The sequence below is a fragment of the Proteiniclasticum sp. C24MP genome (assembly GCF_043951855.1).
In the GTDB taxonomy this organism is placed as follows: Bacteria; Bacillota; Clostridia; order Clostridiales; family Clostridiaceae; genus Proteiniclasticum.
In genome coordinates this window covers 240,661-264,743 of record NZ_JBINJW010000001.1, presented here as the reverse complement: position 1 = coordinate 264,743, position 24,083 = coordinate 240,661, and the positions used below count along the sequence as shown (strand labels likewise).

At 46.5% G+C, this 24,083-nt stretch carries 21 protein-coding genes; 12 read left to right on the top strand and 9 right to left on the bottom strand.

The genetic code is table 11. The features are described 5' to 3' along the window. Nucleotides 1-151 precede the first annotated feature (151 nt). The 6 genes from ACHAL6_RS01360 to ACHAL6_RS01335 all read left to right on the top strand — a co-directional run bounded on the left by ACHAL6_RS01360 (nt 152) and on the right by ACHAL6_RS01335 (nt 6,384). A complete protein-coding gene (locus ACHAL6_RS01360) occupies nt 152-787 on the top strand; it encodes an SIMPL domain-containing protein (protein WP_395268338.1) in 636 nt (211 codons plus the stop codon). Between the two features lie 73 nt (nt 788-860). Further along, nucleotides 861-2,261: a sodium-dependent transporter gene (locus tag ACHAL6_RS01355; RefSeq protein WP_395268336.1), complete on the top strand. Its 1,401-nt coding sequence runs from the start codon at nt 861-863 to the stop codon at nt 2,259-2,261. Between the two features lie 141 nt (nt 2,262-2,402). Continuing rightward, on the top strand, nt 2,403-3,752 hold the full coding sequence (gene mgtE / locus ACHAL6_RS01350; RefSeq protein WP_395268334.1) for a magnesium transporter: 1,350 nt from the start codon (nt 2,403-2,405) through the stop codon (nt 3,750-3,752). Nucleotides 3,753-3,774: 22 nt separating this feature from the next. Further along, nucleotides 3,775-4,881 carry a M50 family metallopeptidase gene (locus tag ACHAL6_RS01345; RefSeq protein ID WP_395268332.1) on the top strand — a complete coding sequence of 369 codons (1,107 nt, stop codon included), beginning with the start codon at nt 3,775-3,777 and terminating at the stop codon, nt 4,879-4,881. A 144-nt stretch (nt 4,882-5,025) separates the two neighbouring features. Beyond that, on the top strand, nt 5,026-5,607 hold the full coding sequence (locus tag ACHAL6_RS01340; RefSeq protein ID WP_395268331.1) for a M15 family metallopeptidase: 582 nt from the start codon (nt 5,026-5,028) through the stop codon (nt 5,605-5,607). Between the two features lie 150 nt (nt 5,608-5,757). After that, a complete protein-coding gene (locus ACHAL6_RS01335) occupies nt 5,758-6,384 on the top strand; it encodes an MBL fold metallo-hydrolase (RefSeq protein WP_395268330.1) in 627 nt (208 codons plus the stop codon). An 82-nt stretch (nt 6,385-6,466) separates the two neighbouring features. On the opposite strand, the gene ACHAL6_RS01330 is transcribed toward ACHAL6_RS01335, so the two are convergent. Beyond that, nucleotides 6,467-7,075, bottom strand: a complete 609-nt coding sequence (locus tag ACHAL6_RS01330) for a histidine phosphatase family protein (protein ID WP_395268329.1) — start codon at nt 7,073-7,075, stop codon at nt 6,467-6,469. A 248-nt stretch (nt 7,076-7,323) separates the two neighbouring features. Between ACHAL6_RS01330 and ACHAL6_RS01325 the strand changes: the two genes are divergently transcribed. Beyond that, nucleotides 7,324-9,666 (top strand): alpha-galactosidase, encoded by a 2,343-nt coding sequence (locus ACHAL6_RS01325; protein WP_395268328.1) that lies wholly within the window; start codon nt 7,324-7,326, stop codon nt 9,664-9,666. Then, nucleotides 9,653-11,026, top strand: a complete 1,374-nt coding sequence (locus tag ACHAL6_RS01320) for a glycoside-pentoside-hexuronide (GPH):cation symporter (protein ID WP_395268327.1) — start codon at nt 9,653-9,655, stop codon at nt 11,024-11,026. The genes ACHAL6_RS01325 and ACHAL6_RS01320 overlap by 14 nt, the downstream gene beginning before the upstream one ends. Nucleotides 11,027-11,096: 70 nt before the next feature. Here the strand turns inward: ACHAL6_RS01320 and ACHAL6_RS01315 are convergent, their stop codons facing one another. The 3 genes from ACHAL6_RS01315 to ACHAL6_RS01305 form a co-directional block, all read right to left on the bottom strand. Continuing rightward, nucleotides 11,097-12,809 carry an alpha-glucosidase gene (locus ACHAL6_RS01315; protein WP_395268326.1) on the bottom strand — a complete coding sequence of 571 codons (1,713 nt, stop codon included), beginning with the start codon at nt 12,807-12,809 and terminating at the stop codon, nt 11,097-11,099. Nucleotides 12,810-12,941: 132 nt separating this feature from the next. Then, a complete protein-coding gene (locus tag ACHAL6_RS01310) occupies nt 12,942-13,592 on the bottom strand; it encodes a P-II family nitrogen regulator (protein WP_395268325.1) in 651 nt (216 codons plus the stop codon). After that, nucleotides 13,579-15,075: a DUF1538 domain-containing protein gene (locus tag ACHAL6_RS01305; protein WP_395268324.1), complete on the bottom strand. Its 1,497-nt coding sequence runs from the start codon at nt 15,073-15,075 to the stop codon at nt 13,579-13,581. Before ACHAL6_RS01305 ends, ACHAL6_RS01310 begins: the two co-directional genes overlap by 14 nt. 329 nt (nt 15,076-15,404) lie before the next feature. On the opposite strand from ACHAL6_RS01305, the gene ACHAL6_RS01300 reads away from it, so the two are divergent. Then, a complete protein-coding gene (locus tag ACHAL6_RS01300) occupies nt 15,405-16,703 on the top strand; it encodes a bifunctional folylpolyglutamate synthase/dihydrofolate synthase (RefSeq protein ID WP_395268323.1) in 1,299 nt (432 codons plus the stop codon). Nucleotides 16,704-16,820: 117 nt separating this feature from the next. Next, nucleotides 16,821-17,978 (top strand): GerMN domain-containing protein, encoded by a 1,158-nt coding sequence (locus ACHAL6_RS01295; protein WP_395268321.1) that lies wholly within the window; start codon nt 16,821-16,823, stop codon nt 17,976-17,978. Nucleotides 17,979-18,086: 108 nt separating this feature from the next. Here ACHAL6_RS01295 and ACHAL6_RS01290 read toward each other — a convergent pair whose 3' ends face one another. Both ACHAL6_RS01290 and ACHAL6_RS01285 read right to left on the bottom strand, forming a co-directional pair. Then, the gene (locus tag ACHAL6_RS01290; RefSeq protein ID WP_395268319.1) at nt 18,087-18,764 is read right to left on the bottom strand and encodes a cytochrome c biogenesis CcdA family protein; all 678 of its coding nucleotides are present in this window, start codon (nt 18,762-18,764) and stop codon (nt 18,087-18,089) included. Beyond that, nucleotides 18,765-19,382 (bottom strand): TlpA family protein disulfide reductase, encoded by a 618-nt coding sequence (locus ACHAL6_RS01285; protein WP_395268317.1) that lies wholly within the window; start codon nt 19,380-19,382, stop codon nt 18,765-18,767. A gap of 222 nt (nt 19,383-19,604) precedes the next feature. Between ACHAL6_RS01285 and ACHAL6_RS01280 the strand changes: the two genes are divergently transcribed. Next, complete coding sequence (locus ACHAL6_RS01280; protein WP_395268316.1) at nt 19,605-20,546, top strand: DMT family transporter; 942 nt, start codon at nt 19,605-19,607, stop codon at nt 20,544-20,546. 115 nt (nt 20,547-20,661) lie between these two features. On the opposite strand, the gene ACHAL6_RS01275 is transcribed toward ACHAL6_RS01280, so the two are convergent. Both ACHAL6_RS01275 and ACHAL6_RS01270 read right to left on the bottom strand, forming a co-directional pair. Further along, nucleotides 20,662-21,366: a DUF554 domain-containing protein gene (locus tag ACHAL6_RS01275; RefSeq protein ID WP_395268315.1), complete on the bottom strand. Its 705-nt coding sequence runs from the start codon at nt 21,364-21,366 to the stop codon at nt 20,662-20,664. 13 nt (nt 21,367-21,379) lie between these two features. Beyond that, a complete protein-coding gene (locus ACHAL6_RS01270) occupies nt 21,380-21,535 on the bottom strand; it encodes a hypothetical protein (RefSeq protein WP_395268314.1) in 156 nt (51 codons plus the stop codon). Between the two features lie 193 nt (nt 21,536-21,728). Here ACHAL6_RS01270 and ACHAL6_RS01265 point away from each other — a divergent pair, with 193 nt between their 5' ends. Beyond that, a complete protein-coding gene (locus tag ACHAL6_RS01265) occupies nt 21,729-22,361 on the top strand; it encodes a helix-turn-helix domain-containing protein (protein WP_395268313.1) in 633 nt (210 codons plus the stop codon). 235 nt (nt 22,362-22,596) lie between these two features. Here ACHAL6_RS01265 and ACHAL6_RS01260 read toward each other — a convergent pair whose 3' ends face one another. After that, a complete protein-coding gene (locus ACHAL6_RS01260; RefSeq protein ID WP_395268312.1) occupies nt 22,597-23,907 on the bottom strand; it encodes an alkaline phosphatase family protein in 1,311 nt (436 codons plus the stop codon). Nucleotides 23,908-24,083: the final 176 nt, after the last annotated feature.

The following is a 24,083-nucleotide window of genomic DNA, read 5'->3' as shown; positions in this document are numbered from 1 at the left end:
GCACTGGTATGTCTAAATTCATGAACTGTTCATGGATTAGTTTTTGTATCTCTCTTTCATGTTGTATAAGATAGAAGTAATGAGACACATTTCAGAAAGACGTTTTCAGCTGGAGCAGATGCTGGTGTAAAAAGCCCATAAGGAGGATAAAATGGAAAAAATAATCAGAGTGGAAGGGAAAGGAATTGTAAGAAAAAACCCGGATGTCATCAGACTGAGCTTTCATCTGAAGACTGAAGATGAGAAGTACGAGAAGGCTCTGTCAGAGTACAATGCGCATAATGAAAAACTGCATAGCGCTGTTACAGCATCCGGAATGAGTAAGCAAGACATGAAGACCACTACACTTCGCATCGGCACCCACTATGAACAGGAACACGATGGGAAGTTCTACAAGAATGTCTTTAAAGGCTATCAGTTCACATCAAAGCTGTATCTGGAGATGCCCATGGACCTTCATAAGCTCGCTACCCTGCTGGAAGAGATAACAGATAGAGGTACAACCCCTGAGTTTGATATCACTTTCGGAATCCGCGAGGAAGAAGCCGCCATGGAAGAAGCCTTGAGGGAAGCGGTACTGGATGCGAAAAGAAAAGCGAAGATTCTAGCGGAAGCCATGGAAGTGAATCTGGGGCATGTGAAGGTCATCACCGCCCTAAGCGAGGACTATATCATGAATCCGTCCAAGGTGGAAATGCCCATGGCCATGAAGTCCATGGAGATGGATGTGACCCCACGTGATGTGGAGATGGAAAGAAGGGTGGAAGTGATCTACGAAATTCTTTAGAAAAACATTTGTAATTCTCGTGTGGGCAAAGTATAATAAAAATCAAAACTTTAACACATGAGGTATACAGAAGATGAAGAGAAGAAATGAAGAAACAGGAATTCCCATGAAAAGAGAAACTTTCTCCACCTCCCTGACCGTGTTTTTCGCGACGCTGGGGTCTGCGGTGGGGCTTGGAAATATCTGGAAATTCCCCTACATGACAGGAATGAACGGAGGAGGCGCCTTTATACTGGTGTACCTCCTCTTTGTCTTGCTCTTAGGCATCCCCATCATGCTTTCCGAATTCTATCTGGGAAGAAAAACAAGATCCAATGTGGTAGGCGTCTTTGATAAACTGAAAGCCCACAAGATCTGGAAAAGCATCGGATACATGGGACTTCTTTCCTCGCTGCTGATCATGTTCTTCTACAGCACGGTGGCGGGATGGGTCTACGCCTATGTATTTCGTGCCCTGAAAGGGGATTTCAGATTTCTGGGAGATATGGGGCTTGATGAAGCGCGTATCGCATCGGAAGGGATTTTCACAGATACCTTGACGGGACTGTCTCCTATGATCTGGCAGGCAGTGGCAGTGCTTGTGGTTGCCGTCATTCTCATCGGTGGTGTGAAAAAGGGAATAGAAAGAGTGACGAAAACCCTGATGCCTGTACTGCTTCTTCTCATCATCATTTCGGCGGTGAGGGCACTGACCCTTACCGGTGCAGGGGAAGGACTGGCGTTTCTCATGAAGGCCGATTTTTCGAAGCTTCAGGGAAGCTCCATACTGGCCGCCATGGGACTTGCTTTTTTCAAGCTTTCCCTGGGTATGGGCACCATGGTCACCTATGGAAGCTATTTCAACAAAGACAATAATCTCATGGGGACCTCTTTCAAGGTAGCCTTCTCCGATGTGGCTGTTTCCATGCTGGCAGGGCTTGCTATCTTTCCGGTGGTGTTCACCTTCCAGCTGGCACCGGAGGGAGGACCTGGGCTGCTGTTTCAGACGATCCCTCTGGTCTTCTCCATGCTGCCGCTCGGAAATCTTCTCCTCATCGCATTTTTCGTGCTCACAGCCATTGCATCCACCACTGCCATGCTCTCCATGGTGGAAGTGCCCATTGCCATTCTCACAGAGGAGCTGAAGCTGAAAAGAAAGAAAGCGGTGCTCCTCACCACTTCTCTGATGTTTCTGGTAGGGGTTCTGACGACGCATCCCGATGCAGTATTCGGATCAGTGGAGGTGGCTGGAAAGAGCCTTTTTGATCTTTTTGATTACCTCTCCTCCAACCTGCTGCTGCCGCTGGGTGGCCTTCTCATCACTCTTTTCACTGCCTACTTCACAAAAAAGGCCAGCATCAAGGAGGAGATGACCAATGGAGGAAGCATCGGAAACGGAAAATTTGTGGATGTGTTCCTTTTTGTTCTGAAGTATATTACTCCAGTGCTTCTCATCATCGTATTTCTCAATGCCCTGGGTATTCTGTCTTTATAGAAGATACTGAATATCGATTCAAGTTCTGAGCATATGCTTCAGAACTTTTTTCTTTCTCTGTCTTTCAAGTGCATCACTCTATAAGGTATAATAAACAAGGATTAAGACAATAGAACGAAAGAGAAGAAGGAGGGAGCACCCATGAATTTTGAAGAGAAAATCACCCTTTTGAGTCAGCTGCTGGAAGAAAACAGATTTAAGACATTACGAGAAGAGATCGTGGAACTCAACGAAGTGGATATTTCCGAATTCATCGAGATGCTTCCGAAGGAAAAAGCCATCATCGTATTCCGTTTTCTGCCCAAGGATCTGGCTGCCGAAGTGTTCGCCAATCTTGAAACAGAGGCACAGCAGAGAATCATTCATGAGATCACGGACCAGGAACTGGGCCGGATTCTGGATGAGATGTTCATGGATGACATGGTGGACATGCTCGAGGAGCTTCCGGCCGGAGTCGTGAAAAGAGTGCTGAAAAACACAGATGAAGCCACCAGAGGCACCATCAACGCCTTCCTGAAGTATCCGAAGGATTCTGCAGGAAGCATCATGACAGCAGAATTTACGAACCTCAGAGCGAACATGAGTGTAAAAGAAGCCATAAACTATATCAGAAAACATGGGGCAGACAGCGAGACCCTTTATAATGCTTATGTCATAGACGGAAACAGGGTTCTTGACGGGGTGATCACGCTGAGAACGCTGCTTCTCAGCAGGGACGATGAAATCGTCACTGATCTCATGGAAGAAGATGTGACGAAAGTACATACATCAGATGACAAGGAAGATGTTGCCTATCTTTTCAACCGATACGACTATCTGTCTCTTCCAGTGGTGGATTCGGAAGACCGCCTGGTGGGAATCATCACTTATGACGATATCATCGACGTCATGGAAGAAGAGACCACGGAAGACTTTGAGCTTATGGCTGCAACGATTCCGTCAGGTAAGGCATATCTGAAAACCCCTGCATGGGAGCTTGCGAGAAACCGAATCGTTTGGCTGACGGTGCTGATGATCTCAGGGGTCATCACCGGGGGCATTCTGTCAAGATATGAGGAGTCCTTTACGGCCATACCGCTCCTTGTGACCTTCATTCCCATGCTGACCAATACCGGTGGTAATGCGGGTTCCCAGGCAAGTACGCTGGTCATCCGTGGTATGGTTCTGAATGAAATCGAAGTATCTGATGGACTGAAAGTGCTGTGGAAGGAATTCAGAGTCAGTCTCATTGCGGGACTTTTCCTTGCAGTGATCAACTACATCAGGCTTTACATTTCCTATCCAGGTCAGGAAAAGGTCGTACTGGTGGTTTCCCTGGCGATCTTCGCCACTGTGATTCTGGCCAAAGTGGTGGGAGGACTTCTGCCCATGGCTGCCAAGGTTTTCAAGCTGGACCCTGCCATCATGGCGGCTCCGCTCATCACGACCATCGTGGACGCCATGTCCCTTATGCTGTACTTCGTACTGGCAGGATGGATTCTGAACTTATAGTCTGCTGAAAGGAGAAGAGGATTTGGAAGAGAAGAACGAGAGAAAGAGAATCAGCTGGAAATACATCGGTTTTATCCTTGCAGCTGGAATTTCACTGGGCGTTCTGTTCAGTTTTCTGGAAGTGGATCTGTCCTTCATGGAGGGGCTCTCCTTCTGGCACTTTCCTCTGATGCTTCTTCTGTTCTATATCGGTGTTTTTCTTGTGATCAACATTCATGAACTGGGTCATCTGGTCTTCGGAAAGCTTCTGGGGTACAGGTTTCTTCTGTTTCGTGCAGGACCTCTTTCCATTCAGAAGGAAAACGAGAAGCTGAAAGTGACCTTCATAAAGAATGTGGGGTACGGTGGCCTCTGTGCCATGCTGCCAGGTGAGAATTCGCATCTTGGTCATTTCGCCATCTATTCCACAGGAGGAATTTTCTTCAACATCCTTACAGGAGTCGGATTCATCATTTCTTTCTTCAGGATCAGTCAGCCGGTATTCACGGCTGTACCGCTTTTCCTTACAGGTGTGGTATCGATTCTCCTAGCGCTTCTCAATGCATGGCCGTTCTTCAGCATGAATCAGCCCACAGACGGCATGATGTTTTTCAGCATTCTCAGGAAGAATCCTCTTGCAGAAAGGTTCTATGAAAGTGCCATGCTGTCTAAGAAACTTTCCCTGGGCGTAAGGCCGAAGGATCTGGGGCTTCATCCTGTGAAGCTTCCTCTGGAGGATTTTCATGAGCTCACTACGGTGTTCTATCTCTACTTCATGGAAATGGACAGAGGGGAGATGGATAAAGCCGGCGAATACCTGAAGGTGGTGGAGGAGAATCTTTCCAAGGTGCCGCCCTATTCTCTGCCAGCCTATTACTATGAACTGATTTTTTATTATCTGATCACAGGAGATACAAGGCGTGCACAGTACTATCATGAAAAGGCAGGAAAGATTCTTGAAAAGGATCGGGACATCAATGGTCTGAGAATAAAATCCTATTATGCCTTCTATGCAATGGAAGATCCCGTCAAGGCGAAGGAGCTTGCTCTGGAAGGGATCTCGGTCATGGAGAAATTTCCCTTCAGAGGACAGGCGCTTTTTGAAGCGGAGCAGCTGGAAAAACTCATCAGCAGAATAGATAGCCCATGAAGCAGCCGGAAAACCAGGCTGCTTTTTCTCAGCCTGAAATTAAGGGAATCCTAAACATCTTCAGAAAAGATGAAGGTGAAACTCAACCTATGTTAAGCTCTGTGCCTCATACTGAAGATAGCGTAAGAAGAGGAGCTGTGTTTTATGGAAACAAACAAGAGAATCATCCTGAGAAGACAGAAAAAGAAAAGAGCTGCCCGGCTGAAATTCTATGGAATCCTTGGCGTTCTCGTTCTTTTCATCCTCAGCATATGGGTAAGAAGCTTTGTCATGAGAGGGGATTACTCCGAAGTGTATCCGCCCGTTTCCGACCCCATGACCAGAATAGATTCCATGGACCAGCTGAATGAGAAAACCAGGGAAGCGCTTCTTCTGTTTCTTGAAGTTGCAGAAGACGAGGGTCTGCCCGTTCTCGTGACGGAAACCTATCGCACCCAGGAGAGACAGGAATATCTGTATTCCCTTGGGCGAACCGCTGAAGGCGGCATCGTCACCTGGACAACGGAATCAGAACACACCAAGCGCAGTGCCTTTGATATAGCCAAGAATGTTCGTGGAGAAGAGTACAGCGATCTGGAGTTCTTCAGAAAAGCGGCGGAAATCGGGGAACGGATAGGTCTTGAAGCCGGATATTACTGGGATCATGGACGTCAGGACATGCCGCATTTCCAGATGAACTGGTATGATCGGATTGTGTATCCGGAAGGCTATGAAAAAGAAGACTGAAAACGACAAGAAAAGTTTGTTAAAATCTGACAAAGTAAATAGATCTGTTTCTTTTTGTTTGCAGATTGTTAAAATCTTACAGGTATAATATTGTAAAGGTTACCATCAGAGCGGATATCTGATCACGACCACCTGAAAGGAGGGAACTTAATGGATAATAATCTTATCATCACATGGCATGGACATTCATGTTTTTCAGTAACTTATGATCAGTTCACCATGGTCATCGATCCCTATAAGGACAACAGTGTACCTGGACTGACTCGTCTTAGTCTCTTCGCGGATGAAGTATATACAACCCATGATCACGGGGATCACAACTATGTGGAAGCTGTTTCCATAAGAGACAATGACCGGACTACACCATTCAGGCTCACCAGAATCCCATGTGCCCACGATACATCCCAGGGCAGAAGAAGAGGGCTTTCCGATATTCTGCTTTTTGAAAGAGAGGGGCTTCGATTTGCTCATTTCGGAGATGTCGGGGAAGAGCTAGGTGAGGATAAAATCGAAAATCTCAAGAATCTGGATGCGGTGATGATTCCTGTGGGCGGATGCTATACCATCGGACCGGAAGAGGCAAAGAAGCTCATAGACAGAATCACCCCGAGGGTGGTCATTCCCATGCATTACAGAACAGAAAGGTTCGGTTTTGACGAACTGCATCATCTGGATGATTTCTTGGGTCTCGTGGATGATGTGAAGAAGTATGAGGAAAACAGCATAGAAATCACGCCAGAGACTCCGCCTCATACGGCGGTGCTGACCTACGAATAGTACCTGGTTCAGAAAATGCAAACATGAAAAGGCTCATTTCACTACGAAATGAGCCTTTTCATGTTTCGGGTAGAATGACCTATCAGCGGATATAGGACAGGTCGGAAAGTCTTCTTAGGATGTGCTTTCCCTCCGGATTCACCTGGAAGAAGGATACACCTCCAGCCATGCCGAAGAGGTCCGCTCTATTCAGATGTTCCGGTGTAAGATTCAGAAATAGAGCATTCCATATGCTCAAGGTGTCTCCATGAGATACGATGAGGATGTTTTCACTGTCATCCATAAGAATCTTTTCATGGAAATCCTTCAGTCTGTTCCATACATCTCGCCTGGACTCTGCATCGGAAAACAGTCTGTCGTCCACAGTTTTTTCCTGACACTCCATGTTTTCTCTCAGCCAGGCTACGGATTTTCCCACAGCCTTACCCAGATTCCGTTCTCTCAGGACATCCAGGAAGACGGGGGTAATGGCAAGATGTCTTCCAAGGATCTGTGCGGTCTCTTTTGCACGAAGAAGATCCGAAGAATAGAGTACGAACGTCTTTCCCTCTGTCTCTTCTTTCAGTTTTTCACCGATTCTTTCCGCCTGGAGCCTTCCTTTGTCTGACAGTGGCCAGTCGGTCCAGGACCCGACCATACCGTTTTTGTGATGTACCGACTCAGTGTGCTGTATGGTGATGATATTCTTCATAAAAACCTCCATAAATCTACATGGTTATTGGGGAGAAGAGGAGCAGTCGAATGCAGCAGTAGTTTTCTTTCACAATCTATTATATATCTGAAATCTACAGAACACTACTTTAATGTCTGAGGATTCTCAGAAAAGGAAATTGCAATTCAACAGTCAGGTGACATCATTTCAGATATATATCTGAAATGGTTTTCATGGTAGAATGAAAGCAGTAAAGCTGAATATTATAGAGAACAGGAAGTGATTGGGTGATTACAGAAAAAAACAAAGTCTTTATGCTCAGTACCAGCGAAACCAGCTATATTTTCCGCGTCCTTCCTTCGGGGCATCTGGAAAATCTGCACTATGGAGACAGACTGAGAGAACAGGATTTTCATGCCCTTTATATGAAGCAGAATGCTGGAGCGGGAAGCTCCGTTCTTTATATGGATGGAGCCATGTCCCTGGATCTTCTGCCACTGGAATACGCACCGAATGGAAAAGGCGACTACAGAATCATGCCTCTGGAAATGGAAATGCCGGACGGGTCTTTTGTTACGGACTTCGTCTATGCGGGTCATGAAATCTCCGAAGGGATTCTGCCCATGGAAACACTGCCTACTGCCCATGGAGAGGATGCGGTGACACTTGTCATCACCCTGCGTGATAAGCTCTTTCCGGTGACACTGAAGCTCATCTACACGGTGTTTTACGAGGCGAATGTCATCACCAGAAGAGTGGTCCTGAAGAATGCGTCAGAAGAGACGCTGAAGGTGAGAAAGATCATGAGCGCCTCTCTGGATCTTCTTTCGGACAGCTTTGATGTGATCACGCTGGATGGCGGGTGGATCAGAGAAGCCCATGCACACAGGAGAAATCATGCCTATGGAACCCTTGTGAATGAATCCACTACAGGAGCCAGCAGCAACCGGCACAATCCCGGTGTGATACTGGCAAAGCCGGATACCACGGAAAAGCATGGAAGATGCTATGGCGTGAATCTCATATACAGCGGCAATCATCACACGGCCATTGAAGTTTCCAGTCACGGCATTGTCCGGATGATGACAGGCATCAATCCTCATAACTTTCTCTGGCCTCTTGCTCCGGGAGCTTTTTTCGAAACACCGGAAGCGGTGCTGACCACCTCAGGAAAAGGGCTGAACGATCTCAGCCATCATTTTCATGATTTCGTGAATCATCATGTCATAAAAAGCGGATGGTCAGAGAAAGAGAGACCGGTGCTCCTGAACAACTGGGAAGCCACATTCTTTGACTTCAATGAACGAAAGATTCTGTCCATGGCCAAGGAAGCGAAGAAACTGGGGGTGGAGCTTTTCGTTCTGGATGACGGCTGGTTCGGGGAACGGAATGATGATACCGCAGGACTTGGTGACTATGAGGTGAACCGGAAGAAGCTTCCAGGTGGCATCAGCGGTCTCGCCAGAAAGATCAGCGCCATGGGACTTACCTTCGGATTGTGGTTTGAACCGGAAATGGTCAATGAGGACAGTGCACTCTTCAGGAAGCATCCGGAATATGCCATCCGGGTTCCGGGAAGAAAACCTTCCAAAGGAAGAAATCAGCTGGTTCTTGACCTGGCAAAGGAGGAAGTGCAGAGCTATATCATCGGTCAGGTGGAGAAGGTTCTTGCCAGTGCACCCATTTCCTATGTGAAGTGGGACATGAACAGACATATCAGCGATCTTTTTTCAGAAGCGGTTCCGCATCAGGGCATGGCTTTTCACAGTTATATTCTGGGGCTGTACAGGGTGCTGAAAAAGATCACGGAGGATTTCCCGGATGTGCTATTCGAGTCCTGCTCCAGCGGCGGAAACAGATTCGATCTTGGGATGCTTTCCTATATGCCCCAGACCTGGGCATCGGATAATACAGATCCCATAGAAAGGCTGAAGATCCAGAGAGGACTCAGCTACTTCTATCCTCCATCCACCATGGGTGCCCATGTATCCCAGAGTCCGCATCAGCAGACTTTGAGAAGGACACCACTGGAGACCCGGTTTCATGTGGCCGCCTTTGGTCTTCTGGGCTATGAGCTGGATCTTCAGAATCTCAACAGGAAGGAAAAGGAAGAGATCACGCAGCAGATCAGCTGGTATAAAGCCCATCGGAAGCTGATGCAGTTCGGACGCTTCTACAGATATGATCCGGAGAAGGAGAACCGTGTGAACTTCCAGGTGGTCAGTGGAGACAGGGGAAAAGCGGTGCTGGGAAATTTCCAGATTCTGCAGAAGCCCAGTCCTTCCTTTGATGTCCTTCAGTTCAAAGGCCTTCTGAAGGATAAGCTCTACCATGTGGAAACAGTGAAAGGGTCTATGGATATTGAAGCCTTCGGAGAGCTTCTCAAGCACATCACACCAGTGAAGCTGAAACCCGGTGGACTGATTCTTAGAAATGCCAGGAAAATCTACAGGTTGCCCCATAACGTGGAGCGCTATGATGCCTATGGAGATCTTCTTCTATCGGGCATCCGTGTGAATCAGCAGTTCATGGGTACAGGCTATTCCAAAGAAACCAGAATGCTGGGAGACTTCGGCTCTCAGCTCATGATGGCTAGTAGTAAGGGGGAAGAAGAGAATGGAGACAGGTAAATCCTTTAAAAGAAACAAATTCGCCTTCGGCATGGGCACCATTGGAAGAGACATGGTGTACTCCATGGTCAGCATGTATCTCATCGTGTTCATCACAGAGGTGGTGGGGGTAACCGACAGTGTGCTCATCACCATCACCACCATCATGATGCTGGCAAGGGTCTTTGATGCCTTCAATGATCCGATCATGGGTGTCATTGTAGACAACACCAGGTCTAGGTTTGGAAAGTACAAGCCCTGGATGACCATAGGGGTTGTGCTCAGTGCCGTGGTGGCAGTGCTCCTCTTCATGGATATGGACCTTACAGGTTCATCCTATATCGTATACTTCACGGTGTTCTATCTCCTCTGGGGAATTTCATGGACCATGAATGATATTTCCTACTGGTCCATGATGCCGAGTCTCAGCTATGATCAGAAAGAAAGAGAAGAAATCGGTGCCTTGGCAAGAATTTTCGCCAACATCGGGCTTTTCGTGGTGGTGGCGTCGGTGATTCCGGTGACGAATCTTCTGGGAGAGCAGCTGGGGAGCCTCAAGAAGGGCTTCCTCACCTACACCATCATACTGGTGGTCATCATGATGATTTTCCAGATGGTCACGGTGTTTTTCGTGAAAGAGCCACCCGTCATCGGTGGAAAGAATCAGACCAAAACCACACTGAAAGGAATGGTCCGGGCACTGACCCAGAATGATCAGCTTCTGGTGACGGCTGTGGCCATGGCGCTCTTCATGATCGGATACGTGACCACCACAAGCTTCGGCGTCTACTACTTCAAGTATGTGTTTCTCAATGAGAACATGTACAGCGTCTTCGCCATCATCCTGGGGGTTTCCCAGATTCTGGCGCTTCTGGCTTTTCCCTGGTTCAGTAAAAGGCATCCGAGAAAAACGCTTTATAAATCCGCCATCATTCTCATTGTCATCGGATACCTCATATTCTTCTTTTCTCCAGCCAACATGATCTTCATCGGGGCTGCTGGTATTCTGCTCTTTGTGGGACAGGCTTTCATTCAGCTGCTCATGCTGGTTTTTCTGGCGGACACCATCGAATACGGCCATCTGAAGCTGGGCAGGAGAAACGAAAGCGTCACCTTTGCCATTCAGCCATTCATCAATAAGATGGGCGCTGCCGTGGCCAACGGAATCGTAGGCTATACCCTGGTCATATCAGGAATCAATTCCCTCGGAGAAGGAGAGCTTCTCTCTGAGCGTGGCCTCTTCATCATGAAATCGGCCATGATGCTTCTGCCTCTGGCGCTGATCGTCATCAGTTTTGTGATCTACCGCAAAAAGTACATCATCAGCGAAGAAAAGTATGAAGAGATCATCGAATCCCTGATCAGGAGAGAAGAGGGCTGATCCTGCTATAGAACGCGAAGAAATACCCGGCAGTTCGAACCTGAACTGCCGGGTATTCTGGACTGATCGATTATTTTGATATTTTATCCAGAGACTTGATTTTTCTGAAGACCAGGGCTTCGTAGGGGTGAAGAGACAGGATGGGCTCAAAGGATCTCATTTCATAAGTTCCTAGCTCACAAGCCCAGTCGGAAGTCATGACTTCCTCCAGACTGATTTCGGTGTTTCTTCCACTGAGATTGATGACCATAAGAAGGCTCTCTTCATTGTAGATACGCTTATAGGAGATGACATGGGGATGTTCCCGGTTAACGGGAATGATGTATCCGTCCTGGAGAGCAGAAGATTGTCTGCGCAGAGAAATGATCTCTTTGTAGAATCTGATGAGGGAGTTCTCTTTTTTCAGCTCGTCTTCCACGTTGATGTAGGTGTAGTTGGGGTTGACTTTGATCCAGGGCTCTACAGCCGAGAATCCCGCATATTCTTTTCCGCTCCACTGGACCGGCGTCCGTGCATGGTCTCTTGTCATTTTCTGTATGACTTTTTCTGCTGCGAATTTCGGAAGATGCATCATTTCCTGAAGAACCTTATAGTCGTTGATGGCCTCGAAATCCTTCCATTCCTCCTTTTCGAAAGGACAGTTGGTCATGCCGATCTCCTCTCCCTGGTAGAGAAATGGGGTGCCCCTAAGCGTCATGTTGAGAAGAGCCAGCGCTTTTGCTGATTTTCTTCTGAACGGCCCATCGTCACCGAAACGGGAAACCTGTCTAGGCTGATCGTGATTGGACATGAAATTTCCAAGCCATCCGCCGCCTTCCTGGACCTGAAGCTGCCAGTTGAAGATGATTTCCTTCATTTCCTTCACGCTCCAGAGATACCCTTTTCTGAAATCGAACTTGCCTAGGGGACCGCATCCGATGAGATGCAGATCGAACTGGAACATCATGTTCAGCTTTTTCTCATCGGGATCTGTGTAGCGGATGAGATCCTCCATGCTTGTGACCATGCCTTCCCCCACGGTGAAGACATGAGGATAGTTTGAAAGGACTTTTTCATGCATCTCTCGGATGTATTCATGGGACTTTGGAAGAGATACGATATGCTCAAAGGGGAAATCCAGTTTCTTTCCTTTTCCTGCTGGGGGCAGACCTTCTCTTTTGGCGATGGTGTTGATGACGTCCATGCGAAAGCCCAGAACACCTTTATCCAGCCAGAAACGCATGATGTCATGAATCCCTTCCCGCACTTTGGGATTTTCCCAGTTCAGGTCGCACTGGTTCGGCGTGAACATGGTCAGGTAGTATTCATCGGAGTTTTCATCTTTCTGCCAGGCACTGCCGCCAAAGGCGCTGAGCCAGTTGTTGGGTGGAAGGCTTTCTCCCTTTTTCCCTGTCCTTCCTTTTCGGAAGATGTAGTAATCCCTGTAGGGAGAGTTTCTGTCTTTCAGCGCTTTCTGAAACCAGACATGCTGGTCGGAGGTATGGTTCGCCACCAGGTCCATGACCAGTTCCATGCCTCTTTTCTTCACTTCCATAAGGAGATCATCGAAGTCCTCCATGGTGCCGTATTCCGGATTGATGCGGTAGTAATCATCAATGTCATAACCGAAATCCTTGTTTCCTGTGGCATAGATGGGCGATAGCCAGATGGTATCTGCGCCAAGATCCCTGATGTAGTCCAGTTTCGAGAGGATGCCACGAAGATCGCCGATGCCGTCTTCGTTGGAATCCTTGAAGGAGCGGGGCCAGATCTGGTATACGATACGCTTTTTGAACTGTTCCATAAGTACCTCCTGAAAACTATTTCTATGATTTAGATTATATCAATAACAGGGGAGAATAGGTGAAAGAAACGGTGATTTTCTGCAAAGAAAAGAGAGAGGAGAACCGCTGTTTCCTCTCTCGATCATTTCAATCTATTTACCCTGATACAGACCAAGGGTTCTTTTTACATCACAGGTGAATAGAATTCCATTTCCTGGTTTTTCGATTTCGCATTCGGTGGAGACAGCCTCAATGATCTTCTCTGTTCCACTGCTTTCAGAAAGGATCAGAATGATCTCTTTTTCCGGTTCGATTTCCATGGCGAAAAGGGTGCTTGTTTCATGGATTCCTGACCCTCTCGCATTGATCAGTGTTGCACCTTTTGAACCGGCTTTCTTTGCGGCATCTATGACAAATTCACCCTTGCCTTTATCCACTATGACGAATATTGCTTCATACATTTCCTTTTCACCTCTGTTTTCTTCTCTGGAATAGCCTCTGGAACCGAGGAATCTTGTGACGTTCAAGGAGAAGGCGATGCCCTTTCCTGGCTTATCCAGCCTCAGGTCTTTGCTGATGCCTTTCATGGCATGCTGACCAGTCACCTCGTCCGTGACCATGAGAATCAGTTCTTTTCTGACATCGTTCAGTCCCAGAAAATCCAGGAGAGCACTCTCAATGGTACCATGACCTAGGAATGCGGTGGTTCCGCGGACTCCATGCTTCTTTGCCTGTTTCATGACTCTGGAGCCGTCATTGTGATTCACGATATATATAAATACTTCCAGATTACTGTTGTTCATTGCTGTCCAGCCCCCTTTTGACGGATTTGATCTTGTAGATCAGTCCTAGAATCTGCAGTGCCAGTAGAGGTGCCATGGCAACCATGGCGATGATACCGAAGCCATCGATGAGCACATTGGCTTCAGGTACTGCATTTGCGATGCCCTGAGCGAATGCCAGAATGAAAGTCGCGGTCATGGGACCGGATGCGACGCCACCTGAGTCAAAGGCGATACCCACAAACAGACCGGGCACAAATACACTAAGCACTATGGCTATTATATAGCCTGGAAGAAGAAAATGCCATAGTTCAAGGCCAGGAACCAGGATTCTTACAACGGATAAGGCCACCGCGAAGGCCACACCGATGGACAGAGCTGTGAGAACCACTTTTCTGCTGATATGACCGGCGGTGATTTCTTCAATCTGGCTGGTCAGAACATAGACAGCCGGTTCGGCAAGAATCACTACAAGACCAAGCAGAAATGCGATGAATACGGTAAGTCCGTCGGAACCTATGGCCTGAAGACCGCTTCCGACGATTCGTCCTGCATCCATGAACCCTGCATTGACTCCAGTGAGAAAGAACACAAGTCCTGCAAAGGTATAGAAAGATCCCAGGAGAATTCCGCGGAGGACTTTTCTGGATACATTGAACGCGACCTTCTGTCCGATGAGAAATATCAGAATGATGGGCAGAAGCGCAGTGACGATTTCCTTGGCGATGATGGGCAGGTGATGCAGAAACGGTCCCCAGAATGTGCTGTAAAGAGCAGCAGATGGAAGTGTATCTGTCACAAGTTCACCCGGATCGGAAAAGATTCCCAGAAGAAGCACACCCAAGATGGCACCGGTGGATACCAGGCCTACCAGACCGAAACTGTCCTCTTCCGATTGAAGTGTTTTCTTGTTCTGTGAGGCCACACCCACAGCCAGAGCAAGTATGAAAGGTACAGCCATGGCTCCGGTGGTTGCACCGGAAGCATCAAAGGAAATGGCAAGAAACTCCGGTGTGGTGAATAGGGACAGAATCATGATGATTCCGTAAATGATCCAGAGAAGAAACTTCAGGGGAATGGCATAGACGATTCTGAATAAGCCAAGGGAAAGCATGAAGGCGATTCCGATGGATACGGTGATCAGAATACTGTTTTTTGAGATCAGGTCTCCTGTGACGCTGCTGACCTGATTCGCCAGAATATGAAGATCCGGTTCGGCGATGGAGATGAAAAATCCCAGTATCAGTCCGGCAATCAGCACAACATAGACTGAATTGGAGTGGGTCAGATGCCTTCCGATGAGATTCGCGATTTTAGAGACACTGAGATCCACACCGAAGAGAAATATGGACAGACCCAGAATGACAAACAGGGTGCCCACAAGGAATCTCATGAAACTCATGGTTCCTAAAGGAACCAGAGTGAAATTCAGTACAACGACGATGACTGTTATGGGCAGAACAGCCAGCAGTATTTCTTTTAGTTTATCCAGCAGCAACTGCAAATGATATGACCTCCTTCTGTTGTGAACGGTGAATATATGATTCCTTACTTGGATGAAGTAAAATTGAGATGGACTAGAACAGCGCATTGTTTTGAAAGTTTATGATGATAGGTAAGAAAAGGGAGAAAAGAAAACTTCTCAATCATAATGATACTATATGAATATTAAATTCATCTAAAGTAAATCGTTTATTAATAGAATTAATAAAGTAATATAATTCAGAAAACGTATGCATAAATGCTGTGAAACCATTGTAATGCAGACCTGCATTGTTTTAAGAACCTGTGGCATATATAATTATCATAAGGAAAAGAAGGGAAGTGTTTGATTTGGACTACCAGGAAGCATTGAAATATATCAGGAGCACGCAGAAATTCGGGAGTGTCTTAGGTCTGGAAAGAATCGGGAAACTCTTGGAGCTTCTGGGTAATCCCCAGAGAAGGCTGAAATTCGTTCATGTGGCCGGTACCAACGGCAAAGGGTCCACAGTGGCCTTTATGGGCAGTGTGCTGACCCAGGCGGGATATCGTGTGGGGATGTATACTTCACCAGGCCTTCACAGGCTCAATGACCGGATCAGAATCGGTGCAAGGGAAATAGAAGACCACAGGGTTTCTGAAATCATGACACGAATCAGATGGAGAATCGATGAGATGACGGCGGAAGGATTTGACAGTCCCACCGAATTTGAGATCATCACAGCTCTTGCCCTGGAGTACTTCCATCAGGAAGAGTGCGATATCGTTCTATTGGAAGTAGGGCTGGGCGGACGCCTGGATTCCACAAACATCATAGAGGCGCCGGTGCTGTCGGTGATCACTCCTGTGGATTATGATCATATGGATATCCTGGGGAGTACACTGGGAGAAATCGCAGGAGAAAAAGCGGGCATTCTGAAACCAGGGACTGAGCTTGTTCTTTATCCGCAGAAACAGGAAGCGGAAGAAGTGATTCTCATGAAGGCCGATGTGCTTGGGATACCGGTTCACAAGGTGAACTTCAATCAGATGGAGATGATGGGGCAGGATGACTATACTCAGAGGTTCCGCTATGACAATGAAGAGTATAAACTGACGATTCTTGGTGAACATCAGGTGAAAAATGCCGTGGTGGCCATAGAAGCGCTGAATCTTCTGGATGCGAAGGTCATGAGGATTCCACATGATGCCCTGAAGAAGGGGCTTCTCATGGCGAAATGGCCGGGAAGATTCGAGATTCTTTCTCACGATCCCATGGTGGTCATTGATGGTGCCCATAACTATCAGGGCGTGGAGGTGCTGAGGAAAAATCTGGAGAGATATTTCAGCGGCAGAAAAGTGGTTTTCATCATGGGTGTCCTGAAGGACAAAAGCTACCTTGAAATGGTCAGGGAGGTTCTTCCTCTGGCCAGAGCCTTCGTCACCATAACAGTGGACAACGAACGGGCTCTAGGAGGAGCCGAGCTTGCTGCCATCCTCAGCGAAGATGGCATGGTAGCCCATCACAGTGAAACGGTGAAGGATGCTATGGAAAAAGCCCTTTCCATCAGAGAGGGAAATGAGATCATCTGCGCTTTCGGATCGCTTTATTATATCGACGAAGTGCGAATGTATTTTCTGGAAGAAGGGGAGACAGACACCAGTCTGTAACCGAAATGTGAGTGCTCAGAAAGACTCCTGTAATGTCCGTGTAACCCAAACGGAAGGGGCATTTGTTACACTGTAGGTACAGAAGAATATATTTTTAGATTAAAGGATGTGCTTTAAATGAAAAAGCTGAAAATAACCATAGCACTCTTCACCGTGATGATGCTGCTCATGGCATGTGGTGCGGACAGCGGAAAGGAAACTCCGGCTGAAACTCCTGCGGAAGTGCCTCAGGAAGAACCGGCGGAAGAACCTGCAGAGTCCCCTGCGGAAGGAGAGGCTGAAGAAAATGAACAGGAGCCGGAAGCCGAAGAGCCTGCAGAGGATGTGAAGGAATACACAGTGGAAATGCTTTATCCTTTCGAATCAGACACCCACAGGGTCTATGAAGGAAAAGGGAATGAGTATGCTGCCTATGATGTTTATGTGGACTTCATGCAGGAAGACCGGATTCAGCTGAGAGAAAACAATGGTGGTACGGAGATTGTCCGTGTGCTGGAGAAGAAAGAGGGTATGCTGAAGGAGATCATCTTTGAACCGGAAACCTATTATAAAGAGAACTTTCTTTCAAAAGAGGCCAATACAGACCGCATTCTCCTCATGGAACCCGTCGCAGAAGGAACCACATGGAAAAGCGGTGAGGAAACCAGTACCATTACTGCTGTAGAGAAAGAGGTGGAAACACCTTATGGAACATTTGATGCAGTGGAAGTCACAAGGGTCACGAAAACCGACAATGGGGAATACACCAATATTGACTATTATGCGGAGAATCTGGGACTGATCAAAACCCTTAATATCGGAGAAGGCTATGAAGTCTCATCCAGTCTTGAAAAGATCGAAAAGGACACTGCGCAGAGGAAAGTGGTGAATTTCTATTATCCCAATGCCATGGATGAGAGAATATTCCTGTATCGCAAGGAGATTGCGTTCACGACCAATGACATTCCAAGAATGCTCCTCATCGAAGCCTACAAAGATCTGCCCAAAGAAGCTGCACCGGTTCTGACACCGAACACCAGAGTGAATTACCTTTATCTCAATCAGGACGGTATGGTCTATGTGGATCTTTCCAAAGAGTTCCTGACGGAGATGAATGCAGGTGCAGGATATGAGTCACTGATTCTTCAGTCGTTGGCCAATACTTTCGGAGATTATTACGGAACGAGTAAAGTACTCCTTACCATCGATGGAGAGACCTATGAATCAGGACATATTCTCCTGAGAGAGTTTGAACCTCTGGAAGTCAATTACGACAGTATTGTGGATATGAATTAACAGGATTTCCTCATGGGAAATCAAATATGAAAAGAAGATCCCCCAGGCTGATCTCAAGATGATCAGCTCTGGAGGATCTTTTCATGTCACCTCAGTTTTCTCGGGTTTCTAGAAATTGAAGAATCTCGCATAGTATCCGAAGAGATCCAGTGCCATCAGAAGACCAATGATCACGAGGAAGATTCCGGAGATCTTTGTGATGAGGCTGTAGTGTTTCTTGACGAAACTGAATGCCTGCTCCAGCTTTGAGAAAAGGATTCCTGTGATGAGAAATGGAAGTCCCAGTCCCATGGAGAAGATAAACAGGTAGAACATACCAGTGCCTACGGTGCTGGCATCAGCTGCCAGGATCAGTGCGGTACCAAGGAAGGTGCCAAGACATGGAGACCATCCGAAGGAGAATACGATTCCGAAAATCATGGAGCTCAGGAATCCGCCGCTGTCTCTCTTAAGAGAAAGTCCTTTCTGGAAGTTCAGGAAGGGGATATGGATGAATTCAGCCATGTTGAGTCCGAATAGAATGATGATCACTCCACCGATTCTCTGCAGAAGAACACGGTTCTGGTTCAGCAGGCTGCCTAATGCAGTGGCTGTGGCACCCAGTGTGACAAAAACAATGGTGAATCCAAGGATGAATCCCAGGATATTTATGATCAGGTCTTTCCCTTTCTTCTGGCTCTCATTGCTCAGGTACATGAGAAATACGGGAAACATGGGCAGAATGCAGGGTGAAATGAAGGTGAGGACACCTTCGAAAAATAATAGTAGAAGTTTCAGTCCGCTCATTTATTCCATCCTTTCCAGTACAGCATCCAGAGTTTCCTTGTTGGTCATACCCAGTATGGAGTACTGGACGCTGCCATCTTCATCCAGAAAAAAGGTCTGAGGGATGCTTGTGACATTGAACTCATAGAAAGCATTTCCCACTGTATCATATAGAACGTTCAGGTCCAGATCGTTTTCTGCAAGGAAATTATCTGCCAGGGTTTTGGTTTCTCTTTGTCCATCGGTAAGGTTGATGGCGAGAAGTATGGTCTCCTCTTCATTCAGTTCATTGTGAAGGGCCTGGAATTCAGGCATTTCACGGATACAGGGTGGGCACCAGGAGGCCCAGAAATTGATGATCACTTTCTTTCCTCTGTATTCAGAGATGGAAACCTCTTCTCCATCGCCGTTCAGTACGGTGAAATCGGGTGTGAATGGAGTCTTTACCCTCAGTTCTGAGATGGCGTCGGTTTCGGCAGGTTCCTCGGATGAAGTATCTTCTCCGGCTGCTTCTTCCTGGGGCTCTTCCACCACAGGTTCAAGGGTCTCTTCTCCACCGAACTTCTCGATGAAGTAATAGCCTCCGCCGATGACCAGGACGAAAATCAGGATCCATAATATAAAACTGTATTTTTTCATGTAAACCTCCGTTTATTCAAGAAGAAGAGCAGACTCTTCCACTGATTTTACTTGTGTAAATTAATACTTGTTGACTATTTTAACATAAAAAGAGGGATAATACCCGCCAGGGGTACATTTTTCACAAAATTATATTGGATGCCATTAATTTTTTCCGATTTGTGTGCCAAGATGTGAAAAATTGAGTATAATGTACTTTATGGATAATTTTGGAGGTACATTATGAATAATGAGATTACAGATAATAAGAATATTTTTCAGAAGAAGCCCTGGGTGATTGCTCTGGCCGTCTTTGCGTCCATCCTCTGGGGAAGCGCTTTCCCGGTACTGAAAATCACCTATGAGCAGATGAACATGGCCGGAGATGACTTCTATTCCAAGATTCTCATCGCAGGAATCAGATTCACTCTGGCGGGCCTGCTTCTTCTCGGATATGCCTATGCCACCATGAGAGAAAAGGTGAAGCTGAGAAGTTTCAAAGATTTCAAAAAAGTCCTGATGCTGGGTCTGGTACAGACCTCGCTGAACTATTTCTTCTTCTACACCGGCCTTGCCAATACCACTGCATCGAAAGGGTCCATCATCGCATCTTTATCCAACTTTCTCATCATCATTCTTGCCCACTTCATCTACAAGAATGATCGGATCAACAGAAACAAGATTCTGGGAATCCTGTTCGGCATCATCGGTGTGGCCATCGTCAATATCGATTCGGGACTGGATGCAAGCTTTACACTTACAGGAGAAGGGTTCATGTTCTTTTCAGTGGCCACAGGGGTTGCATCAAGCTTCATGGTGAAGAGCTATGCGAGAAGCATCCATCCCATGCTTCTTTCTACCTATCAGCTGATTTTCGGTGGAATCGTGATGCTTCTGATTTCCCTTGGTGGAAATTACAGCACCCTTACCATGACACCGCTGGCAGGAGGACTGCTTCTGTATTCCGCACTCCTCTCGGCTGTCGCCTTCACCCTCTGGTACACGCTGCTGAAATACAACAAGCCAGGAGAAATCACCATGTTCCGTTTCCTGATTCCGGTTTCGGGCTCCTTCCTGTCTGCGATTTTTCTGGGGGAGCAAATCACCATCCAGGTGGCCGTCTCACTGGTCTCCATCGTCATCGGAATCATACTGGTGAACCGGGAGCGGTCCAGTAAAGTCTGATTGCAGGAAAAGAAAAGATCTTCCAAGTGATCGAAACAGAAAATGATATAAGAAAAGCGATCTTCAGAAGTGTTTTCTGAAGATCGCTTTTCTGCTGCTTGCAGCAAGTGCAGTCTTACCTTATGCCTGACCAGATAATCAGTCCCACTGCATAGAGGATGGGAATGAAAATGGAAGGCAGCATATTGGAGATCTTCAGCTTCAGGTTGAAGACCATGTTGATGCCAAGGCCCATGATCATGAGGCTGCCTACTCCTGATATCATGGGGATGGTTTCGGGTACTGCTGTCACCAGAGGCTTGATGAAGTTCGCAAGAACCGATATGGAGCCCTGGTAGAGAAGCACCGAAAAACTGGACAGCATGACGCCAAGCCCCATGGTGGAAGCGAAGATCACAGAAGTGATTCCATCCAGGATGGATTTGGCATACAGGGTGTCATGATTATTCGATAAGGTGCTTTCTATGGTTCCTATGATAGCCATGGAACCGATGCAGAAAAGAAGGGTGGCAGTGAGGAACCCGTCTTTGATTTTCCCTTTATAGTACCTGTTCACCAGCATTTCGATCTTATTGCTCATGGCTTCAAGCTTCTTTTCTATGTTGATGACTTCACCCAGAAGTGTGCCCAAAGCCATGGATAGGATGATGACCATGGGGTTTTCCACTTTGATGAGACCGATGATGCCGAGATAAATGACGCATAATCCCAGGACTTTGAAAAGACTGTAGGCGATATCCTGGTTGATTCTTTTATGGAACAGGATGCCTATGAGGCTTCCCAGAATGATGGCGAAAAAATTGACGATGGTTCCAAACATAACAACACCTCTTTTAGTTCAGTATGATCAGGTAGTACAGGACATAGAGCCAGCTGAACAGTCCATGGATGATTGCCCATAGGACGGACTGATTGAGACTCCAGCTGATAATCATGGCAAGAGCGCTGCCCATAGTGATTCCGCTTTTGATCACGTCACCTCTCTTCATTTCGAACCCTCCTTATTGTAAAAATTATCTTTTCTCATTATAACTTAATTCGGAATAATTGTTCACTCATTTCATCATTCTTTTAGAAAAAAGTATGATTCACGGCACAATCTGTCAAATCTTCAGAAAATAAGACTTTCAACCTTGTAAACCACTCTATGTTAATATATTATCAATTTAAGGAGTTGGTCGAATGGTAATGTTGAAAGAACAAGTGGAAAATCAGGATGATGTGAAGGAACTCCAGATGATCATAAATCTCATGTGCTATATCGCTCTGGATTTAAAGGAGATTTCATGTCTGGAAAGTCTCGCGGTCTTTGATACGAAACTGAATACCATCTTCTGTGAAAGCAAGCTGGAACTGAAGAATGATAAAGACGGAAGAATGATGGTGAAAGAGTATCTCAAGGATCATAAGGAAGTGGTCCAATGCATGAAGGATGCGCTGAAGACAGGGGAACATAAGAAGGTTAAGGAAAGAGAAGGGAAATCGGCTCTTGCCATACCCATCATGGGTGTCAAGAAACCCATTGGTGTAGTGGGAATCATCTATGAAACGGATGGATGTCAGAAAGCCGTCTGCACAGCAGATCTTCTCTTTAAAGACATCATCAATATCTTCATCATAAAATACAGAGAGATCAAGCAGAAGGAAACCATGGCATCCATGTCATGCAGTCTGAAGACGCTGGAGGATTATGAGAAATACGCCATCCTTGAAACGGGAAGAAAATGCAACTGGAATATATCCATGATGGCAAAGGAACTGGAAATCGGGAGAAATACACTCTACTGCAAAATGAAGAAAATGGGCATCAGCTAAGAGGAGAGAAGTCATGAAAATTCTGCTTGATAAGATGAAAAGTGTGCAATTTTGGTACAATATTGATTTTATTAGTTTGTTAATTAACAAATATTAGAAGATGTGATAAAATAGGTTCAAGCTAAGTAATTTAGCTCCCATATTAGGGTAGAAATACCCCTACCCTTTTGTTAAATATACTGTTTCCCTAAAAGGACCTGATCTCAGCGATCAGGTCCTTTTCTCTTTGGCGTGTTTATTCAGATTCAGTTTCCTCTATGATTTCATGAAGGATTCTTCCATCCGTATCATGAAGCACCGTTCCCATGAGATGGGCAAAGGTGGGCCCTTCATCGATGAGGCTCATGGAGGCAATCTCCACATTCTTCCTGATGCCTCTGCCGGTGGCGAAAAAGACGGTCTGGTAGTCTTCTTTTTCCGGATGATACCCATGAGTGGATAGTCCGTGATGATCCTCACCTTGGACAATCTGATCCAGTCTCACCTGAGCAGGTTTTGTGTGGTCATCGGTAAAGAAGAATCCCTTTTTGGCCTCCAGCATGAAAGAAGCCTTTCTGCTGGCTCCGAAGGATATTGCTTCCTCTCTGGTATAGATTTCTTCTATACCGAAGTCTTTCCGGTTTTTCAGGGTATTGAGAATCTCATACACTCTGTTTTTCAGCTTTTCATTTCGGGGCTCCTTGAGATGGATGTAGCAGGAACCGTCCAGACCTTCCGCATAGGCATCGTAATCAATGATTTTCTGGCCTCGGGTCCTTATGAGGCCCTTTTCCTTGAAAACGCTGTTCAGGTGCACTGCAGTATGAACGGGAATCTGGTCATGATCTCCCAGTACAAAAAGAGTGGTGTTCTCCATCATACCTTCTTCCTCCAGGAGTCTCATGAGTCCATCCAGTTTCTGATCGTAGCTGAGAAGCGCTTCATGGGCTTCTCTGGATCCATAACCGTATTGGTGTCTCATGGCATCCAGTTCCACAAAATGGATCATCATGACATTGGGTTTCTTTTCTTTTATGGTGTAATGGGCCACAGCCTCCACGAATCGGTCAAGTTCCGGCTGTTTCTTGCCGTTGCGTAGATGCTTGAAGCGCCTATTGATGTCGAGAAGATATCCCGGTGTCCCGTTGGCCAGAGAAACACCCACCTGCGTCTCCCAGAGGTGATTCGCGAATCGTTCAGGGAGATTATAGGTGATGTCTGATTTGCCTGTGACGGGCCATAAAAGAGCGCAGGTTGTATAACCTTTTCTCATGGCTGCATCATAGAAGGTGTCCACCTTTATTCGGTCTCTTGTCCAGTTCCAGTCCGGACTTTTCCGGTTGATCTCCAGCAGCGTGTTGGAGGTGACGCCATGATTCATGGGGTACATCCCAGTGGAAATGCTGCTGTGACAGGGATAGGTGTTGCTGGGATATACAGAAAAGACCTTCCTGGAGAAGGAGGCGTCCTTCATGAGGCGCCTGAAGCCCGGAAGATTCTCAAGAGTCTTGAGGTCTCTGTTTGACAGAGCATCGAAGGATAGGATGATAAAATATCTTTCTTGCATGGTAACTCCTTTGTCAGTGCAATGGTTTCATCTGGTATCATAATTATACAAATATAGCATAGAATAAATAAAAGAATCTGAATACCTTCTGAACAATATGCAAACTTAGATCTTCTGGAGATGCTCAGAAGAGAAAGTGGCCGAAATAACCCGTGGGTCTATTAAGCAGTTGTCTT

Excerpts from the sequence above, each read along its gene's own strand:
- ACHAL6_RS01355 (WP_395268336.1), top strand. The coding sequence starts at position 861 with ATGAAGAGAAGAAATGAAGAAACAGGAATTCCCATGAAAAGAGAAACT.
- ACHAL6_RS01275 (WP_395268315.1), bottom strand. The coding sequence starts at position 21,366 with ATGTTTGGAACCATCGTCAATTTTTTCGCCATCATTCTGGGAAGCCTC.
- ACHAL6_RS01335 (WP_395268330.1), top strand. The coding sequence starts at position 5,758 with ATGGATAATAATCTTATCATCACATGGCATGGACATTCATGTTTTTCA.
- ACHAL6_RS01290 (WP_395268319.1), bottom strand. The coding sequence starts at position 18,764 with ATGAGCGGACTGAAACTTCTACTATTATTTTTCGAAGGTGTCCTCACC.
- ACHAL6_RS01270 (WP_395268314.1), bottom strand. The coding sequence starts at position 21,535 with ATGAAGAGAGGTGACGTGATCAAAAGCGGAATCACTATGGGCAGCGCT.
- ACHAL6_RS01285 (WP_395268317.1), bottom strand. The coding sequence starts at position 19,382 with ATGAAAAAATACAGTTTTATATTATGGATCCTGATTTTCGTCCTGGTC.
- ACHAL6_RS01320 (WP_395268327.1), top strand. The coding sequence starts at position 9,653 with ATGGAGACAGGTAAATCCTTTAAAAGAAACAAATTCGCCTTCGGCATG.
- ACHAL6_RS01360 (WP_395268338.1), top strand. The coding sequence starts at position 152 with ATGGAAAAAATAATCAGAGTGGAAGGGAAAGGAATTGTAAGAAAAAAC.
- ACHAL6_RS01315 (WP_395268326.1), bottom strand. The coding sequence starts at position 12,809 with ATGGAACAGTTCAAAAAGCGTATCGTATACCAGATCTGGCCCCGCTCC.
- ACHAL6_RS01260 (WP_395268312.1), bottom strand. The coding sequence starts at position 23,907 with ATGCAAGAAAGATATTTTATCATCCTATCCTTCGATGCTCTGTCAAAC.
- ACHAL6_RS01295 (WP_395268321.1), top strand. The coding sequence starts at position 16,821 with ATGAAAAAGCTGAAAATAACCATAGCACTCTTCACCGTGATGATGCTG.
- ACHAL6_RS01280 (WP_395268316.1), top strand. The coding sequence starts at position 19,605 with ATGAATAATGAGATTACAGATAATAAGAATATTTTTCAGAAGAAGCCC.
- mgtE (WP_395268334.1), top strand. The coding sequence starts at position 2,403 with ATGAATTTTGAAGAGAAAATCACCCTTTTGAGTCAGCTGCTGGAAGAA.
- ACHAL6_RS01340 (WP_395268331.1), top strand. The coding sequence starts at position 5,026 with ATGGAAACAAACAAGAGAATCATCCTGAGAAGACAGAAAAAGAAAAGA.
- ACHAL6_RS01265 (WP_395268313.1), top strand. The coding sequence starts at position 21,729 with ATGGTAATGTTGAAAGAACAAGTGGAAAATCAGGATGATGTGAAGGAA.
- ACHAL6_RS01330 (WP_395268329.1), bottom strand. The coding sequence starts at position 7,075 with ATGAAGAATATCATCACCATACAGCACACTGAGTCGGTACATCACAAA.
- ACHAL6_RS01310 (WP_395268325.1), bottom strand. The coding sequence starts at position 13,592 with ATGAACAACAGTAATCTGGAAGTATTTATATATATCGTGAATCACAAT.